Origin of the sequence: Pseudoalteromonas sp. NC201 (assembly GCF_002850255.1) — a bacterium.
Lineage (GTDB): Bacteria > Pseudomonadota > Gammaproteobacteria > Enterobacterales > Alteromonadaceae > Pseudoalteromonas.
The window spans coordinates 2,166,508-2,185,963 of sequence record NZ_CP022522.1; the positions used below are offsets into that span (position 1 = coordinate 2,166,508).

A 19,456-nucleotide genomic window follows, 5' to 3' on the forward strand; every position below is an offset into this window, starting at 1 on the left:
TGGATAGGGTTTTTTATTCCTCTGCGTCAGATCCCGCTGCAAGTGTTGCTTCACCTTCTAGCTCTGCAACATCACCTTCAGGCAACGCTTCCACTTCAATTTCTTCGATGCGTTGAAGACCAACTACCTTTTCTTCTTCCATCGTACGGATCAGAATAACACCTTGGGTGTTACGGCCTACCGTAGAAACTTCGTTTACACGCGTTCTAACTAGCGTACCACGGTTTGAGATCAACATGATTTCATCATTGTCGTCAACTTGAACCGCGCCAACCACAGAACCATTTCTTTCAGTTACTTTGATTGATACAACACCTTGTGTTGCACGGCTCTTCGCTGGATACTCTTCAAGCGGTGTACGCTTACCATAACCATTTTCAGTTACGGTCAAGATTGCACCATCGCCTTGTGGTACGATTAGTGATACCACTTTCACGTCATCTGGCATCTTGATACCACGAACACCTGTTGCTGTACGGCCCATCGGACGTAAAGCCAACATTTCTTCGCCAGTTTCAGGGTCGCGCTTCACTTCACCTGTTTCAGAATCTCGCTGCTTCTCGTTAAAGCGTACAACTTTACCATGCTCAGTAAATAGCATGATGTCATTTTCACCTGTGGTGATGTTAGCACCGATCAGGCTATCGCCTTCGTTCAAGTTGATAGCAATAATGCCACTTGCACGCTGACGGCTGTATGCAGTCAGAGGTGTTTTCTTAACGATACCACTTGCCGTCGCCATGACGATAAACTTATCTTCTTCGTATTCACGAACCGGTAAAATTGTCGTAATACGCTCATCAGCTTCGAGTGGTAACAAGTTAACAATTGGCTTTCCGCGCGCAGCACGTGATGCAAGCGGCAGCTGGTAAACTTTCAACCAATACAAGCGGCCAGAAGTGGAGAAACAAAGAATTGTATCGTGAGTATTTGCAACGAGTAGACGTTCGATAAAGTCTTCATCTTTCATCTTAGTTGCAGATCGCCCTTTACCACCACGACGCTGAGCTTCGTAATCACTAAGAGGTTGATATTTCACGTAGCCTTCATGAGAAAGCGTAACGACAACGTCTTCTTCGTTGATCAAATCTTCTAAACTGATATCGTGCGCAGCAGCAGTGATCTCTGTGCGACGCTCATCACCATACGTTTCTTTGATTTCAACTAACTCATCGCGGATCACTTCCATCAAACGCTCTGGAGTAGAAAGGATGTACAGTAGCTCAGCGATAAGATCGAGTAGTTCTTTGTATTCTGCTAGAATTTTCTCGTGCTCAAGACCCGTTAATTTGTGTAGTCTTAAGTCTAGGATTGCTTGGGCTTGTTGCTCAGACAAGTAATACTGACCATCACGGATCCCTAATTCTTCCGCTAACCAATCTGGACGCGCAACATTTTCTTCGCCTGTGCGCTCAAGCATTGATTTAACGTTACCAAGATCCCAAGCTCGCGCAGTTAGCGCCGCTTTCGCTTCCGCTGGTGTTGGTGACTTACGAATAAGCTCAATGATTGGGTCAATGTTAGCTAGCGCAATTGCGAGGCCTTCAAGCGTGTGCGCTCGGTCTCTTGCCTTACGCAGGTCAAATACAGTACGACGCGTTACAACTTCACGACGGTGAATAATAAACGCATCAAGCATTTCTTTCAGGTTGAAACACTTAGGCTGGTTGTTGTCTAGTGCAACCATATTGATGCCAAACACAGTTTGTAGTTGTGTTTGAGCATATAGGTTGTTTAGTACAACCTCACCGACTTCACCACGTTTGATTTCAATAACAATACGCATACCGTCTTTGTCCGACTCGTCGCGTAGTGCACTGATCCCTTCAACCTTTTTATCTTTAACAAGCTCTGCAATTTTTTCGATTAGTCTTGCTTTGTTAACTTGGTAAGGAATTTCATGAACGATGATGGTTTCTTTGTTTGTTTTCTCATCGACTTCGATTTCAGCTTTCGCGCGGATATAGATCTTACCACGGCCTGTTTTATAGGCTTGTTCGATGCCGTTTTTACCGCTAATGATGGCGGCAGTCGGGAAATCAGGACCCGGAATATAGTCGATTAACTCTTCAATGGTGATGTCTGGATTCTGGATCACAGCCAAACAGCCATTGATCACCTCAGTTAAGTTGTGAGGTGGAATATTGGTCGCCATACCAACCGCAATACCAGATGAACCATTCACCAATAAGTTAGGCACTTTAGTTGGTAACACATCTGGAATTTGCTCTGTACCATCGTAGTTTGGTACATAATCAACGGTTTCTTTTTCAAGGTCAGCAAGTAACTCGTGAGCGACTTTCGCCATACGTACTTCGGTATAACGCATCGCAGCTGCAGAGTCACCATCGACAGAACCAAAGTTACCTTGTCCATCTACGAGCATATAGCGTAGAGAGAAAGGCTGAGCCATACGTACAATAGTATCGTAAACCGCGCTATCACCATGCGGGTGATATTTACCGATTACGTCACCAACTACACGAGCTGACTTTTTATAAGGTTTGTTCCAGTCATTTTTAAGTTCATTCATCGCGAACAATACACGACGGTGAACAGGCTTTAGGCCGTCACGTACGTCAGGTAATGCACGACCTACGATTACACTCATTGCATAATCTAGGTATGAATTTTTTAATTCATCTTCGATATTGACTGGCAGGATTTCATTGGCGAGATCAGACATTTGACTCCACTTTCCTTCAGTGTCCACCCCTTTTGTGTCACACTACAACTTGTGTTGAGATGCTATCTGAATAGCAAATTGCTTTTTCTGCTGAAGCGCCAATTAAACGCACTTCAAAAAATAGCCGAATTGCCTCAGAGTATCAGCGGGGGCTTTGTTTATTATAAAATTCGTCAAGCATGCTAACACACTTTTTACCGTTTTACAGGTGCTATTTTTATCTAATCCCCTTTATAATGCGCTCAATTCGACGAGGAAGTTTTTTATGACCGAACATCAAAATGTAGACCCTAATGAAATCGCTAAATTTGAAGAAATAGCAGAGCGCTGGTGGGACCGAGAGGGAGAATTTAAACCATTACACGACATTAACCCGTTGAGGTTGGACTTTATTAACGATAAGTGTGAAGGCCTATTCGCAAAAACAGTATTAGATGTCGGTTGTGGTGGCGGGATTTTGACAGAAAGCATGGCTAAGCTGGGTGCAAATGCAACCGGTATCGATATGGGGCAAGAGCCGCTTAACGTCGCAAAGCTCCACGCATTAGAGGTCGGCGTTAACGTAGACTATCAAAAAGTGCCAGCGGAAGAATTCGCAGCCATGCACCAAGGTGAGTTCGATGTAGTAACTTGCATGGAAATGCTAGAACACGTACCAGACCCAGAATCCATTATTCGTTCAGTCGCACAGCTAGTTAAGCCCGGCGGTCATGTATTTTTTTCTACCTTAAACAAAACTACAAAAGCGTATTTACTGGCTATCGTCGCCGCAGAAAAACTGCTTAAAATGGTTCCTGAAGGCACGCATGAGCATGATAAATTTATTCGCCCTTCGACCCTAATTGATTGGGCTGAAAAATACGACCTCAAAGTTAGGGCGGCGACAGGGATTAACTACAACCCTATCGGCAAAACATTTACCTTAACTAAAGACGTTTCAGTTAACTACATTCTACACTTTGAGAAGCTGGCATGATCCAGGCGGTACTATTTGATTTAGACGGCACCTTGCTGGATACCAGTGATGACTTAGGAGCCGCACTAAACCACGTTTTAGCTGCTAATAAAATGCCTATTGTCGGCAAACAGGTTTATAGCAGTGCGATTTCAAACGGCGTAGCAGCGATGTTGCAAGTAGGATTTGGTGAGTCATTAAAGCACTACGACATTCAAATATTACGGCAGGGTGTACTCGACTACTACCTGGAGAATTTATCAGTACATTCCCAATGCTTTGCGCAAATTGGTGAGTTATTAGCGGCACTTTTAGAAAAAGAGATTCAGGTTGGGATCATGACGAACAAACCTGAGTTTTTAACGCTTCCGCTACTAAAACAGATCCCTGAACTTGCAAAGATCGAGACAGTAGTATGCGGAGATACACTGGCGGTGGCCAAACCTCATCCCGAGCCTTTACTGTTAGTGGCGTCAAAATTGGGGGTGTCACCTGAGCAGTGTATTTATGTTGGTGATGCTGAGCGAGATATTATTGCTGCAAAATCCGCAAAAATGATTAGTGCAGCAGCAATGTGGGGATTCATTCCATCTGAATCCGAAGCTAAGTCTTGGCATGCGGATCTCTATCTTACTAACCCATTAGACACGTTATCGCATATTTAGTGTCGATAAAAAAATAAAACACCATATATTGTGTTTTTGCTATAATAGATACGAATTTGTGTAGAAAAAAATCAGTTAGAATTTTTTTTTATTTTTGCTGAAAAGCATCATCTTTTTGTTGATTTTTCTTTGTGGGCAGATAAGTGGATTGTCATAGGTTAGTGGACACTTACATAAATAAATTATCCCAAACTTATCCACAATTCTGCCCGAGTTGTTCTCTTGCAAATTCACGTCAACCCCACTATCTTGTGATCCCTAGCCACTAGGGCACCATATATAGTGGTGGTTTGCTAAACAATTTTATATTCGTGCGATATCTAAAGCGCGTTCCTAAGGAATACAGGCACATAACATGAACCAACAGCTATCTGTATGCAAAAGAAACGGTCGCAAAGAACCGTTAGATCTAGATAAGATCCATCGTGTCATTACATGGGCGGCAGAAGGCCTAGATAACGTCTCAGTTTCTCAGGTTGAATTAAAGTCACACATCCAGTTTTATGACGGTATTCGTACTGGTGATATCCACGAAACGATTATTAAAGCTGCAGCCGATCTGATCTCAAAAGAGTCTCCAGATTATCAGTATCTAGCCGCTCGTTTGGCTATTTTCCACTTGCGTAAGAAAGCCTATGGCTGTTTTGAGCCGCCGCACTTACACGACCATGTGGTAAAGCTGGTTGAAGACAAGCGCTATGATCAGCACCTTCTTACCGACTACACAAAAGCTGAGTTTGATGAGCTAAACAGCTACATCGACCATAGCCGAGATATGAACTTCAGCTATGCAGCCGTTAAGCAGTTGGAAGGTAAGTACCTTGTACAAAATCGTGTAACGGGTGAGATCTATGAAAGTGCGCAGTTCTTATATGTTCTTGTTGCTGCAAGCCTGTTTGCAAACTACCCGAAAGAAACGCGTCTAGATTACATTAAGCGATTCTACGATGCGGTTTCAACATTCAAAATTTCATTACCAACGCCAATTATGGCTGGTGTTCGTACGCCGACACGTCAGTTTAGCTCATGCGTACTGATTGAATGTGCTGATAGCCTAGATTCAATCAACGCGACTTCTTCTGCGATTGTAAAATACGTCAGTCAGCGTGCCGGTATTGGTATTAACGCAGGCCGTATTCGTGCACTTGGTAGCCCAATCAGAAATGGGGAAGCGTACCACACTGGATGTATTCCGTTTTATAAGCACTTCCAAACGGCTGTTAAAAGCTGTTCTCAAGGCGGTGTACGTGGTGGCGCGGCGACCCTATTCTACCCGCTTTGGCATCTTGAAGTTGAAAACCTATTAGTACTAAAAAATAACCGTGGTGTTGAAGAAAACCGCGTACGTCATTTAGATTATGGCGTGCAGTTCAACAAAACCATGTATAGCCGCCTAATTAAAGACGACTATATTACGCTCTTTAGTCCATCAGATGTGCCAGGTCTTTACGACGCATTCTTTGAAGATCAAGATAAATTCGAAGAACTGTATGTTAAGTACGAGAAAGATGAGTCTATTCGTAAGAAACGCATTAAAGCGATTGAATTATTCTCAATGTTTGCGCAAGAACGTGCGAGCACCGGTCGTATTTATCTACAAAACGTTGACCACTGTAATACACACAGCCCGTTTGACTCTAAGGTTGCACCGATCCGCCAGTCAAACCTATGCCTTGAAATTGCACTACCAACGAAGCCGTTAAGCCATGTAAATGACCCTGAAGGTGAAATTGCACTTTGTACGCTTTCAGCGTTTAACTTAGGTGCTATCAAGTCTTTAGATGAGCTAGAAGAGTTAGCAGAGCTTGCGGTTCGCGCACTTGATAACCTATTAGACTATCAAGACTACCCTGTTCCTGCTGCGTACAATGCAACGATGGGACGCCGTACACTGGGTATCGGTGTGATTAACTTTGCTTATTATCTCGCAAAGAATGGTGTTAAGTACTCAGACGGTAGTGCTAACGGCCTAACACACAGAACATTTGAAGCGATCCAATACTATCTGATGAAAGCATCGAATGAACTAGCAAAAGAACGCGGCGCTTGTCCTAAGTTTAACGAGACGACCTACTCACAAGGTATCATGCCAATAGATACCTATAAGCGTGACCTTGATAAAGTCTGTGAAGAGCCATTACGCCTTGACTGGGATGCGTTAAGAGCAAGTATCCAAGAACACGGTATGCGTAACTCAACGTTGTCAGCCTTGATGCCATCGGAAACATCATCGCAAATTTCAAACGCGACAAACGGTATTGAACCACCTCGTGGTCATATCAGTGTTAAAGCAAGTAAAGATGGTATCTTGAAGCAAGTTGTACCTGAGTACGACCGCCTCAAGAACAACTATGAACTACTTTGGGATATTCCATCTAACGATGGTTACCTTGCGCTGGTTGGTATTATGCAGAAGTTCATCGATCAAACTATCTCTGCAAATACCAATTATGATCCAAGTAAGTTTGAAGCAGGTAAAGTTCCTATGAAGCTATTGCTAAAAGACTTACTCACCGCATACAAACTTGGTGTTAAAACACTTTATTACCATAACACCCGCGACGGTGCTTCTGATGCTCAAGATGAGATGAAACCAGAAGCAGAAGACGATGGTTGTGAAGGCGGCGCTTGTAAGATATAACTTTTTATGCGGGTGGTCATCACCCGCTTTTTTAGGTATTGAGTAACACATTTATGGCATATTCTACGTTTAGCAGAAATCATAACGACCAATTAAAAGAACCGATGTTTTTCGGACAAACTGTTAATGTATCTCGCTACGACCAACAGAAGTTCCCTATTTTCGAAAAGCTAATTGAAAAGCAATTATCGTTTTTCTGGCGTCCAGAAGAAGTAGACGTAAGTAAGGATAGATTGGACTTTCAGGCACTTCCTGAGCACGAAAGACATATCTTTTTGAGCAACCTAAAATATCAAACATTGCTAGACAGTGTGCAAGGTCGCTCTCCAAACGTTGCGCTTTTGCCGATCGTCTCCATCCCTGAGCTTGAAACTTGGATCGAAACTTGGGCGTTTAGTGAAACTATTCACAGTCGCTCTTACACTCACATTATTCGTAATGTGACGCAAAACCCTGAGTTAATCTTTGATGACATCGTGGGCAATGACAAAATTGTTGAACGTGCGGATGCAGTTACCAAGTATTACGATGAACTGATTGAAAAGGTAAGCCTTTATAATCAGTACGGTGAAGGCAAGCATGAAATTAATGGCACAACGGTCGTCATAAACTTGTTTGAGCTGAAAAAGCTCCTGTACCTTTGCATCATGTCGGTAAACATCTTAGAAGCAATCCGCTTCTACGTGAGCTTTGCCTGCTCATTTGCTTTTGCTGAGCGCGAGCTTATGGAAGGTAATGCAAAGATCATCAAGCTAATTGCTCGTGATGAGGCGCTTCATTTGTCTGGCACACAGCATATGCTGAATATCATGCAAGAAGGCAAAGATGACCCTGAAATGTCTATCGTGGCAGCACAATGCCGTGAAGAAGCAATTAAGATGTTTGTTGAAGCAGCTGAGCAAGAAAAAGAATGGGCTGAGTATCTGTTTAAAGACGGTTCAATGATTGGCCTGAACAAAGATATTTTGTGTCAATACGTTGAGTACATCACAAATATTCGTATGTCAGCGGTTGGCTTACCAACGCAATTTGAGACCAAATCGAACCCTATTCCGTGGATCAATGCTTGGCTTGTTTCTGACAATGTTCAGGTTGCACCACAGGAAGCTGAGATCAGCTCATATCTTGTTGGACAAATCGACTCTGAAGTCGATGCCTCTGACTTTGGCGATTTCGACTTGTAATGGTTGAAAAGCCATCCTTCCTAATTCAGGTTGAGAATATTGAGGAGCCACTGGAATATGTGGCTTCTTCGTCTTCGATACTCGAAACCCTTGAAGCAGCAAATATTGAAGTCCCCTATCAATGCCGCGAGGGTTTTTGCGGTGCTTGCCGCGCCAAGCTCATCGAAGGACAAACACAGTACGCGAACGAGCCACTTGCTTTTGTGAGAGATGGGGAAATTTTATTGTGCTGTAGCAGACCCACAAGCCATATTAAAATAGAGTTGCCGTAAATAACCAAAATCCGCGACATAACAACTTGTTCTCTAGCAGCCGTTATCCCGAGTTTAGGTTAACTAGTGCGTTAAATCAGCTTGGTAATTTGAGTACGAATGTAGTGTTCACTATCAGTAACACTCATCGCCCCATTTTCAAAAATCACGTCCCAATGTAAACTTCGCGTCAGCATTTCACACAATTCAACCACAAAGTCCGTGGGAATACTAAACACAGAGAAAGATCCAATAAACTGTAATTGCGCTCGACGCTCTTCAAACCATTGCTCACCGTCAGCACACAACACCACAACCTTAGCATAAAGCTTTTCATACTTGAGTATCTCATCGACCTCTAAGGTACCAATAAACAAAGCGACTTCAACCTGGTCGTTGTCGTCTTCTAGCCATACGTCCGGCCAATGTTTTTTCTCCGCCTTGCTCCACTTTGCCGGCTTATCAAAAGACAGTGCGCATATCCCAAGCAGTTTCATCGCAAAGTGCTCACTACTTTCTTTTGACAACATGGCGGTGGTAAATGCTTCTTCATGGTGGCTATGGTGAAATAAGTCAGCAACCTTAATCCTTGCCTTGAAGACAAATGGCTTGTTCATTACGTTGTGCTCACTTTGACTTGTTCCTTAACTATAGTTGTAATTCTAATTTCAACAATAACTAAGTTATAGTATAACGTTATTGATCCTCCAAATTTGTAGTGTTATATTATCACTCTATTAGCCGAATAGGCTCACTCGTTCAATACATAATCTAACTCGTGGTAATAAAATATGTTTAAGCAGTCTCTTATCGCCAGCGCATTAATTTCAATAATCGGGGCAGCGCCAGCTTATGCTGCACAACTAACAGGTAAAGTTGTTGACGCAAACAATCAACCACTTAGTAATGTAACCATCCATCTTCATGGCAAAAGCAAGTCAGTTAAATCAGATAAGAATGGCCAATTTACCATTGCAATAGATGCTGATTCTCAATTACACGTTACTAAGCCTAATTATCTTGATAAACGTGTAGATGTAGATGAAGCCCAAGGATTTGTTCGAGTCGAACTAAAACCAACATCTGTTGAGAGCATTGTTGTTTACTCTTCTGCCCTACATAAAAATAGTATGGAAATGACCTCTCCGGTCAGTGTATTAAGTGGGGATGAGCTAAAAAACCGTGCCAAACCAACACTGGGTGAAACACTAAAAGGCCAACCAGGGATCAATGCTAGTTACTTTGGTCCGGTGAGTTCAAGCCCTATCATCCGTGGTTTAGATGGTCCTCGGGTTAAAATCACGCAAAACGGGTTAGACAGTAGCGATGCCTCGCGCGTTGGCCCAGATCACGCCAACACTAATGACTCGCTGGCTGCGCAGCAAATTGAAGTGCTAAGAGGTCCTGCAACCCTACTTTACGGCTCAGGTGCAATCGGTGGTGTGGTTAATGTTGTTGATAATCGTATTCCGACAGACGTGATCGATAGCCTTCAGGGCGCTGCCGACTATAGCCATGATACCAACTCAAATACCAATACCTTTGCGGTATTATTAGAATCCGGCTTTGACGGATTTAACTTCCATTTCGATGGCGTTAAGCGTAAAGGTGGTGATTATGAAACCCCTAATTTCGCGCTTCCACACGACGAACATGAAGAACACGAGCATGAACATGAAGGCGAAGATCATGCCCACGAAGCAGAAGAGCATGAAACAGAGTACGCCAATCGCGTCGACAATACCTTTATCGATTCTGAGCAATTTAACTTAGGTACAAGTTACGTTGGCGATCATCTGACCGTTGGTTTCTCTTATGGCCGTGTTGATACGGACTATGGTATTCCTGCTCACTCTCATATTGGTCATGACCATGATCACGAGCATGAAGAGGAAGGGCATGACCACGAAGAAGAATCCGTATTTGCTCGAGTAAAACAAGACCGTTGGCAAGGGCTTGTAAATTATGCAGTACACAGTGACTGGCTTGAATCTGTTGGCCTACGTGTCGGCTACACCGATTACGAACACGCTGAAATTGAAGATGGAAACATAGGTACTGTATTTGAAAATGATACAACTGAGTTACGCTTAACGGCAGAGCACCGCTTAGGAGAGTGGCACGGCACTGTTGGTTATCATTTCTCCGACAGCGATTACGCCGCAAACGGTGCAGAAGCTTTCACGCCATCGACCAATACCAAAACGCACGCACTTTACATCCTTGAAGAACGTCGTTTTGGAGACTTCACATTTGAGTTAGGTGCTCGTATTGAAGACTACCAGTTATCAAGCAAAGGCAATCAACTGGAAGCGTACGAAGAAGATCATGACCATGAAGGTGAACACGATCATGATCACGACCACGGCCATGGTGGTAACTTAGATAATGGGTTTATTTCTTATGACCTGGAAATGACCAATCTAAGCTTGTCTATTGGTGGCGTGTACGACTTTGCTGAAGGCCAAAACGTCGCTGTTTCGCTGTCTCGCTCGGAGCGCGCACCATTAACCGCCGAATTGCTTTCAAATGGCATTCATATCGCAACCAGCACCTATGAACTAGGGCTTGGTTATGAGCTAGAAGGTGATCATTTACACTTTGAGCCGCAAGATATCGAACAAGAAACATCAAACAACCTAGACATTAGCTTTAGAAAGTTCTCAGGTAACTTTGGCTATACCGTTAATTTCTTCTATAACGACATCGAAAACTTCTACTATCAGGCATTAACAGACTATATCTATAGTCCAGAGCACGGTTTAGAAGTGGCGGATCATGCACATGAAGGCGCTGTTCCGGTGTTTAAGTTTGAAAGCAGTGATGCCAAGCTATACGGCCTTGAGTTTGATGCCCATTACAAACTAAGCAACTTTGCACGCGTCAAAGTGTTTGGTGACTCGCTGACAGCGAAGTTAGATAACGACGAATATTTACCACGTATTCCAAGCAACAAGCTAGGTCTCGATTACGAACACAGTTACGAGAACCTAACAGCTAACTTCACGGTGACACATTACTTCAAGCAAGACAACATCGCGAGCTATGAAAGTGAAACTAAGGGCTATACGTTAGTGGATATGTCGTTTAACTATGACTTTGAGTTTATGGGCAGTGACATGGTTGGTTATGTTAACCTTGATAACCTAACAGATGAGCTAGGCTTTGTGCATAGCTCGTTTATCAAAGAGCAAGCCCCTCTTCCAGGTCGGAATATCAAGCTTGGTATCAGAGGCTACTTTTAATACCGATTCCTTTCTTTTATAGAAGCCAAAAAGCTACCTCTTGTGGGTAGCTTTTTTATTTGGATTATTTATATTTTACTACTTCTTATACTCAACGTGATGAAGTTCTCAAAGTTGGTAGCGTCTAAAATATCAAGCGTGAACCTATGGCTATTCACCCAACGAGATAATATCCAATCAATGTTAGGATCTTTCAAATCACGCAGTGCAAGGATAAAGTCGCCTGTTGATGCTCCGCTTTTAACATGTGCTGCATAAAAAGTACGTAGTAAATGATTAAACCTTTCCTCTCCTAGCTCATGATGCAAAAGCGCAAAAAATAGCGCCCCTACCGAATAGGCATTAAGCCCAGCTTTTCCATACTCTTCAAACGCAGTCGTTAAATATTTAGGCTGTTTAACGAACTGGTTTTTTGCTCGTTTTAGTACGTTTGTCATATGCGAGCTTAAAGACACCCTTTTATTCAGCCGTGAATCCGTTAAATATTCTAAAAAGGTAGCCTTACCTTCATTCCAGCGTGGTGAGTAGCTTTCATTCGAACGTGGGTCCCATAGATGACTCAGTTCGTGATACAAACGAGTTACCTCCACAAACCCCTCGCTGTCTTGAATAATTGCGGTAACATCAGCTTGAGCACCAAACCCCTTTGGGATCTCTATAAAGCTAAACTCACCAGTGCTTTGACGTTGACCAAACCAACTTTCATACAATGTTATAGTTTGTTTTGCCTTTTCCATATAGTCAGTTGCATATTTATTTCCCGGTAACGTAAATAGCTTAAAGCCATGCCCTTTTGTCACGGTATATGGTGCGACCATGAAGTCCATTCTCCATGAGGGTTTCTGGTTTTTGTATGAATAAACCTTTCGTCCTTGATCGGTTTCTGTTACGCCTAGTAAAATTCCACCATTTGCTACTACTAAGCCGCTATCCACTTCGATGCTAGCGGTGTAGTTATACAGCTTCTGCCAAAAGCGTGACGCGCGATTGACCCTATCATCAGGCACTGTGATGAGCGGATAAGCATATGCGTCCATACGAATAATAGAAAACAAAGGGGTGATGTCATCTTTAATATAAGCCATCCCAGTTTCTACATACCCCTTTATATGGCCAGAATAATTAACAGTAAAAGTTGTTTGTTGATCGGGTTGGAGCGCCTCAGATAACGATAATTTAATATAATTAGACTGAAATAGTGAGTCATCAATATTACTTACTACTCCTTGTGTATAGTTGAGGGACTTACCCGCTTCCGAAGTGATATCGACAACACTAAGCAAGCGATAAAGTCTTAATGGGATTACTCTAGTTGGTGTTGTTCCTTGATTTTTAACCGTTATCGTTGCGCTGCCAGATAGACTGCTTGTTTGTGTATGTATGTTGAGATTGAGATGATAGTTGGTTGCAAATGTTTCTATTTTTTCAATGCTGGGGAGCTCGCTTGCTGAAGCAGAAATGCAGCTTAGCCACAAGAAAATACGTAGCAAATACATCGTCTATCCTTAATATTATTTTGTTGTTTTAACAAAAATAGAGCGGAAGGCATGTTTTTACTACCATATTTTTTTGTATCATTGTTTTAGATCAAAAAACAAAATCTGTTAATCACTAAACCTGCTAGGTTCTCGTACCAAAGATTTTGTCACCAGCATCACCAAGCCCAGGGGCTATATATCCTTTCTCATTTAAGTGGCTATCTAATGCTGCCGTGTATATTTCAACGTCAGGATGCGCTTCTTCCACCAACTTTACTCCCTCAGGCGCAGCTACCAGCACAATCGCTCTGATCTCTTTTGAACCTGCTTTTTTTAGCATGTCGATAGTAGCAATCAGTGAGCCACCCGTTGCCAGCATTGGATCAATAACCAAAGCGAGTCTAGCATCGATATTGCCCACCAACTTCTCAAAATAAGGCACTGGCTCAAGTGTTTCTTCGTTACGCTGTAAACCCACAACACTTACTTTAGCTGCTGGGATCAATTGCAGTATGCCATCTAGCATTCCCAAACCGGCTCTTAAAATTGGCACCAAGGTGATCTTTTTGCCTGTCAGCCTTTTAACTGTTAATTCGTTACCATCCCAAGCAGAGATGACCTGATCGCTCAACGTCAAATCTTTTGTTGCTTCGTAAGTGAGTAAGTTGCCAACTTCTGAGACAATTTCGCGAAAGTTTTTGGTTGATATACCCTGCTCTCGCAAGAGTCCAAGTTTATGCTGAACTAATGGGTGATCAATTACATGTAATGCCATGGCTGCGTATCCTTATAAACTGCTAAAGAAATCTTCTGGTTTATGCCTTACTGGCTTTGTACACTGCACCGTAGGCGTACCTAAATAAAGATAGCCAACGATCTCATCTTTTTCATCGAGACCAAGTTGCTTTTTCACTTCTGGACTCTGGGCAAAGTAACCCGTTCGCCACACACCAGACAACCCCTGTGCAAAAGCTGCTTGCTGCATAGCAAGTACACTACAACCGGCACTTTGAATTTGCTCAATACGAGGCACTTTTGGATGTTCTTGATAAGGAGATACTGCGATGATCAACATAGGCGCGCGCTCTGGTAGCTCTCTCGCTCTATCTATCACCCGCTGCTCTTGCAGCTCTTTCACCGCCGCTTGATAATAGATTTCACCTAGCTTTTCGCGGCCTTTTTCTTCAACTGTAATAAATCTAAACGGTGTTAAGCCACCATGATCTGGCACTTTTAGTGCTGCTTTTTTAATGATTTCTAACTGAGCTGGATTAGGTCCAGGAAAAGACAGATTGCTATCTGACTGGCGTGTTAAGAGTAATTCTATGGCGTCCATTAACTCATCCCGTGTTGTGCCTTCAAAATGGCCGTGAATTATACCAATTTGACTTAATACGTGTCTCGAAATAGACCAAATACTTAAGCAAATTGGTATTACGTGGCTTGTAGTCTATCATTTTCCCTTAAATTCGACCACGTGACATCACGGATTTCTGGATAGCATCCTTGCAATATTTCGTTTTACTCTGGAAGTAAATTGCGTTGTTTCCTATCAATAAGTAGCCTCAACCAATAGTCAGCACTGACATAACGTCCACCACCGGTAAAAAATAGTGAAAGTAGTAATACAAAGTAAGTTGCCGCAAATTCAATTCCATTGTTTAAAATAACAATATTGCCTTTTTCATAGAGATAATTTGGTCTGCCATTTTCTTCGACTATCTCTTTAATTGAATCCAAACGTTGCTTCGCTGCTACGCTATTTTCTAAGCTCACTTTAGCTTCGTCAAAGCCAAGCCAGTCTAATACTTTTGCGGCGCTGGTGTCTGGGTTTGTTGGCGTTACCGAAAACCAGCCATGCTCCAAATGCACCGTCGTTGCAGCAACGACCATAGTCACCATGAGCGGTATAGACACTAAACGCGTAAGCAAGCCAAGCAAAATCAACCAACCACCTAAAAACTCTGTCCAAGCGGCAAGAAAGGCAAGTAAGTCAGGAAAAGGTAAACCTAAGCCCCATTCACTATTGCCAAACCATGCGACAATATCGGGATCGGCGAGGAGGCGTTGTAAAAATGTCGCGTCCGGATTAGCCAAATTTAATTTATTGTAACCTGCAATGATCATAACTGGCGCGAGAATAAGGCGCATGAGTAATGGCGCGATACCAGAAAAATGTTGAGATAAATGTTGTAGTTGCCGATACGGCTTTAGTAGGTTGGCAAGCATATGCGATCCATAGTTGATGTTTGAATTATCAGTATAGACCGCAGATTGGGTTGGGTTATTTCGTTAGATCTTTCTTGCTACCTGAAGGGCTTCTGCAATCGCTCGCTTAGCATCAATCGCTGCCGCCAGTTTAGCCCCACCGATAACGTGCTGATTTTCAGGTAGCACCTCTTTATCGAACAAGCTATCGTTAGAAACTTGTCCAATACAAGCAATGACCGTATCGACATCTAACAGTTGCTCTTCACCCGCAACTCTTACGGTCAAACCTTGATTATCAAAGCTGATATATTCGCATTCTGCAATTTGCTGAACATTGTGGTGTTTTGCAACGGCTCTGTGGATCCAACCGGTGGTCTTACCTAAGTCTTTACCAAAACGTCCTTCAGAGCGTTTTAACATATAAATCGGCCTTTGCTCTTGTGAAGGCTGCGCTTCGCATTCTATTCCCCATTGAGATTTAAAATCAGGGATCGTTTGTTCTCGCTGTTCAGTTAAAAACGCTACCATGTCAAAGCCAATACCACCGGCACCTAAAATAGCAATTTTATTACCTAATTCTACTTCACCTTTAATAACTTCGTCATAGGCAAACACACGTTTCCCATCTGCGCATTCTATTTTCGACATACGTGGGCTTACACCCGTTGCAAATACCACATCATCAAACGCGTTTGCCATTGTTTCTTCGTATGGTGTATTTAGGCAAAGCTCAACGCCTAAGCGATTTATTTCGCTGACATAGTATTTAAGCGTATGTTGGAAATCTTCTTTACCTGGTATTCTCATCGCTAAATTAAACTGACCACCAAGCTCGCTACCTTTATCAATCAACTTAACTTGGTGGCCTTTTTTAGCGAGATAGTAACTTACAGACAACCCAGCAGGTCCTGCCCCAACAACGAGTACTTGTTTTTTCCTTTGGGCACTCTGAAGTGGATAATCCAATTCAAATCCGGCTTGTGGATTCACCAAACATGTTGCTCGTTTACCTTTAAATACGTGGTCTAAACAACCCTGATTACAGCCGATGCAAATATTGATTTGTTCCGAGCGCTGCTCTTGATATTTGTTAAAGAATTCAGGATCAGCCAGTAATGGACGCGCCATAGAAATAAGGTCGGCATCACCTTTGGCTAAAATGTCATTAGCAAGATCTGGCGTGTTAATCCTATTTACTGCTACAACGGGTATATCGACAGCCTGTTTTAGCCTATGTGACGCTTCACGGTAGGCACCAGGAGGCACCATTGATGCAATTGTTGGAACGCGCGCCTCATGCCAACCAATACCGGTGTTAAGAATATCCACACCTGCCGCGACCAAAGCTTTGGCTTGAAGCACAACTTCTTCTGGAGTTGAGCCATTTGGGATTAAGTCCATGACCGACAGGCGAAAAACGATAATGAACTTATCGCTCACTTTCTCTCTAACCGCTTTTACAATATCTGTTGCCAATCGCATTCTGTTTTCTAAGCTACCACCATAGTCATCAGTGCGCTTATTGGTATGACCCGCCATAAACTCATTGATTAAATAGCCCTCTGAGCCCATGATCTCCACACCATCGTAGCCTGCTTTTTCGGCCAATTTAGCTGAGTGAGCAAAGTCTTTAATCGTACCTTTGATGGCACTTAAGCTCATTGCTTTTGGTTTATACGGATTAATCGGTGCTTTGATCGCACTAGGTGCAGTGTTGAATGGATGATAAGCATAGCGCCCAGCATGTAGTAACTGTAGACAAATTTTGCCGCCGTGTTTATGTACTACCTCGGTGTATGCTTTGTGTTTAATTACATCGTATAACGAGTTAAAAGAAGAAGAAATTGGTGTCAACTTACCACGTAGGTTTGGACTGTAACCACCAGTTACGATCAGGCCCACTCCACCTCTTGCTCGTTCTTCATAAAATGCAGTGAGCCGCTTTCGGTTGTGCCACCCTTCTTCAAGCCCGGTATGCATTGATCCCATTACCAAGCGATTTCGCAAACTGGTATGTTTAAGTTGTAGTTCTTGTTCTAACATTTGCCGCCCCACAAAACTGGTCTTACCTGTGAACATTAACGTTTTTTTATTATTTGGCAAGTCTTAAGAAGAAAGAAATTAACGAATTTGGCAGCATTGGCGATATTTCAATCATGAAAATACTTCGTTACGTTTTTCTATTATTCATGAAACTCGCTCTGATATATGATAAATGTATAGAGTTGTATTGAAGTTAAGCATAAGGGATCATTTTGAAACTGATAGCGAATATTTTTAAGGGCATTTGGGCCACACTGAACTTTTCTAGGCGATTAATTCTAAATCTGCTGTTTTTATTCATTCTTATCGCCATAGTGATAAGCATTGTATCTGGTGAGGATCAGGTTGAGGTCGAAAGTAAAAGCGTATTACGTTTAAACCTAAACGGTATCATAGTCGAACAATTGACCTATGTTGACCCAGTTGAGGCGGCCATGAGTGATGCTTTCGCCGATTCAGAAGAGCCAAGTGAAATTTTGTTAGATGATGTCATTGATGTTATCAATAAAGCAGCTCAAGATGACCGCATTACAGTGATGTATCTTGATTTACAACGTCTTCATAGCGCCCATCTCGACAAATTACGAGATATCAAAGACGCGCTCGCGCAATTCAAAGCGACAGGCAAAAAAATCTATGCTCACGGCGCTTATTACACTCAAGCTCAATATTATCTCGCCTCAGTAGCCGATGAAATTTCTCTACATCCTTACGGTGGGGTTAACATCACCGGTTTTGGCATGTACCCGCTGTATTTCAAAGAGGCGCTTGATAAGCTTAAAGTTACGCAGCATATTTTCCGCGTTGGTACATACAAGTCGGCCGTTGAACCTTATATTCGCAGCGATATGTCACCAGAAGCAAAAGAATCAAATCTTGGATGGATCACCCCGCTTTGGACACAATATAAAACAGAAGTAGCCGAAAACCGCGGTTTTGATGTGGCTAATTTTGATGAAACCTTCGCAGCATTAACAGACAAAATGGAAGCTGCACAAGGCGATTCCGCCAAATATGCTATCGACAACCAATGGGTCGATGCATTAACCACCAATCAAGCATTTGCTCAGAAACTGATCGATGAAGTTGGTCTTGATGCAAAGGGAAAATCTTTTAAACAGGTCTCGTTCAGTCAATATCTATCGACGTTACCGCCTAAAGAGTTTGCAGAAAATCCATTTACCGAGAAAGTCGCTGTGGTTGTTGCTAAAGGTCAAATCTCTGATGGCAAGCGTAAAGCGGGAGCTATTGGTGGCGATTCAACAGCAGCACTACTTAAGAAGGCTCGCCTTAACGACAAAGTGAAAGCCGTCGTACTAAGAATTGACTCCGGCGGTGGTAGCATGTTTGCTTCTGAAACCATTCGTAATGAAGTTATTGCACTAAAAGCCGCTGGAAAACCTGTGATAGCATCAATGGGTTCAGTTGCAGCTTCCGGCGGTTATTGGATTGCGGCATCAGCTAATGAAATTTGGGCATCGCCAAGCACTATCACGGGTTCTATTGGTGTATTTGGCATGATAATGACCTTTGAAAATGCAGCAAACTCATTAGGAATATACTCTGATGGTGTTGCGACAACCGAATTAAAAGGCCAATCTCCATTCAGAGGGATAGATGGTGGCTATAAAAATCTTATCCAAATGGGCGTTGAAGATGCCTATGATAAGTTTATTTCCATGGTTGCGAATGAGCGAAACCTTGATAAGTCAGCGGTTAATGAGGTTGCGCAAGGACGTGTATGGCTAGCAACTCAGGCGCTTGATTTTGGCCTAGTCGATAAGTTAGGTAACAAAAATGATGCCATTGAAGCGGCTGCAAGTCTTGCTAATTTAGAGATGTATGATGTTATCACTATTGAACAAACACTCACCGAGCAAGAAAAGCTGATGCAGCAATTATTTGGTGCGTCTATGGTGCAAAGTGCCATTAGTGCCCTTGTACCTGAGCAATCAATATTCGCAAAAACTGCATTAAATGCCCTAGACAGCGTTAGCAATACAATAGCACTACAAACTCAAATGTTAGGCCAGCTTAACGATCCTAACCATGTCTATACGCTTTGCTTAGTGTGTAACGTTTCACCTGAGTAAAATC

The 19,456-nt window shown here is 42.7% G+C and carries 14 protein-coding genes; 7 read left to right on the forward strand and 7 right to left on the reverse strand.

Annotated features, from left to right (window positions below; all coding sequences use genetic code 11):
* Positions 1-13 precede the first annotated feature (13 nt).
* Positions 14-2,686, reverse strand: coding sequence for a DNA gyrase subunit A (gene gyrA / locus PNC201_RS09115; RefSeq protein WP_102056858.1), 2,673 nt, complete (start codon positions 2,684-2,686; stop codon positions 14-16).
* Between the two features lie 265 nt (positions 2,687-2,951).
* Between gyrA and ubiG the strand changes: the two genes are divergently transcribed.
* The 5 genes from ubiG (at position 2,952) to yfaE (ending at position 8,403) form a co-directional block, all read left to right on the forward strand.
* Positions 2,952-3,662 carry a bifunctional 2-polyprenyl-6-hydroxyphenol methylase/3-demethylubiquinol 3-O-methyltransferase UbiG gene (ubiG, locus tag PNC201_RS09120; RefSeq protein ID WP_010604847.1) on the forward strand — a complete coding sequence of 237 codons (711 nt, stop codon included), beginning with the start codon at positions 2,952-2,954 and terminating at the stop codon, positions 3,660-3,662.
* Entirely contained in the window at positions 3,659-4,306 is a 648-nt protein-coding gene (locus PNC201_RS09125; RefSeq protein WP_102056859.1) for an HAD family hydrolase, read from the forward strand. The genes ubiG and PNC201_RS09125 overlap by 4 nt, the downstream gene beginning before the upstream one ends.
* Before the next feature lie 355 nt (positions 4,307-4,661).
* Entirely contained in the window at positions 4,662-6,947 is a 2,286-nt protein-coding gene (gene nrdA, locus PNC201_RS09130) for a class 1a ribonucleoside-diphosphate reductase subunit alpha (RefSeq protein WP_102056860.1), read from the forward strand.
* Positions 6,948-7,000: 53 nt separating this feature from the next.
* Positions 7,001-8,131, forward strand: coding sequence for a class Ia ribonucleoside-diphosphate reductase subunit beta (gene nrdB / locus PNC201_RS09135; RefSeq protein ID WP_102056861.1), 1,131 nt, complete (start codon positions 7,001-7,003; stop codon positions 8,129-8,131).
* Positions 8,131-8,403, forward strand: a complete 273-nt coding sequence (gene yfaE / locus PNC201_RS09140) for a class I ribonucleotide reductase maintenance protein YfaE (protein WP_010604851.1) — start codon at positions 8,131-8,133, stop codon at positions 8,401-8,403. The genes nrdB and yfaE overlap by 1 nt, the downstream gene beginning before the upstream one ends.
* Before the next feature lie 71 nt (positions 8,404-8,474).
* Here the strand turns inward: yfaE and PNC201_RS09145 are convergent, their stop codons facing one another.
* Positions 8,475-8,999 carry a YaeQ family protein gene (locus PNC201_RS09145; RefSeq protein ID WP_102056862.1) on the reverse strand — a complete coding sequence of 175 codons (525 nt, stop codon included), beginning with the start codon at positions 8,997-8,999 and terminating at the stop codon, positions 8,475-8,477.
* A gap of 174 nt (positions 9,000-9,173) precedes the next feature.
* Here PNC201_RS09145 and PNC201_RS09150 point away from each other — a divergent pair, with 174 nt between their 5' ends.
* Positions 9,174-11,627: a TonB-dependent receptor gene (locus PNC201_RS09150; protein ID WP_102056863.1), complete on the forward strand. Its 2,454-nt coding sequence runs from the start codon at positions 9,174-9,176 to the stop codon at positions 11,625-11,627.
* A gap of 68 nt (positions 11,628-11,695) precedes the next feature.
* Here PNC201_RS09150 and PNC201_RS09155 read toward each other — a convergent pair whose 3' ends face one another.
* From PNC201_RS09155 to PNC201_RS09175, 5 genes are all read right to left on the reverse strand, one after another.
* Complete coding sequence (locus tag PNC201_RS09155; protein WP_010604855.1) at positions 11,696-13,123, reverse strand: M1 family aminopeptidase; 1,428 nt, start codon at positions 13,121-13,123, stop codon at positions 11,696-11,698.
* Positions 13,124-13,247: 124 nt separating this feature from the next.
* Positions 13,248-13,880 carry a uracil phosphoribosyltransferase gene (gene upp / locus PNC201_RS09160; RefSeq protein ID WP_102056864.1) on the reverse strand — a complete coding sequence of 211 codons (633 nt, stop codon included), beginning with the start codon at positions 13,878-13,880 and terminating at the stop codon, positions 13,248-13,250.
* Positions 13,881-13,892: 12 nt separating this feature from the next.
* Positions 13,893-14,441 carry an NAD(P)H nitroreductase gene (locus tag PNC201_RS09165; RefSeq protein ID WP_010604857.1) on the reverse strand — a complete coding sequence of 183 codons (549 nt, stop codon included), beginning with the start codon at positions 14,439-14,441 and terminating at the stop codon, positions 13,893-13,895.
* 185 nt (positions 14,442-14,626) lie between these two features.
* Complete coding sequence (locus PNC201_RS09170) at positions 14,627-15,334, reverse strand: HvfX family Cu-binding RiPP maturation protein (protein WP_102056865.1); 708 nt, start codon at positions 15,332-15,334, stop codon at positions 14,627-14,629.
* A gap of 63 nt (positions 15,335-15,397) precedes the next feature.
* Positions 15,398-17,359 carry an FAD-dependent oxidoreductase gene (locus tag PNC201_RS09175; RefSeq protein ID WP_102056866.1) on the reverse strand — a complete coding sequence of 654 codons (1,962 nt, stop codon included), beginning with the start codon at positions 17,357-17,359 and terminating at the stop codon, positions 15,398-15,400.
* A 212-nt stretch (positions 17,360-17,571) separates the two neighbouring features.
* Between PNC201_RS09175 and sppA the strand changes: the two genes are divergently transcribed.
* Positions 17,572-19,452: a signal peptide peptidase SppA gene (sppA, locus tag PNC201_RS09180; protein WP_102056867.1), complete on the forward strand. Its 1,881-nt coding sequence runs from the start codon at positions 17,572-17,574 to the stop codon at positions 19,450-19,452.
* Positions 19,453-19,456 lie beyond the last annotated feature (4 nt).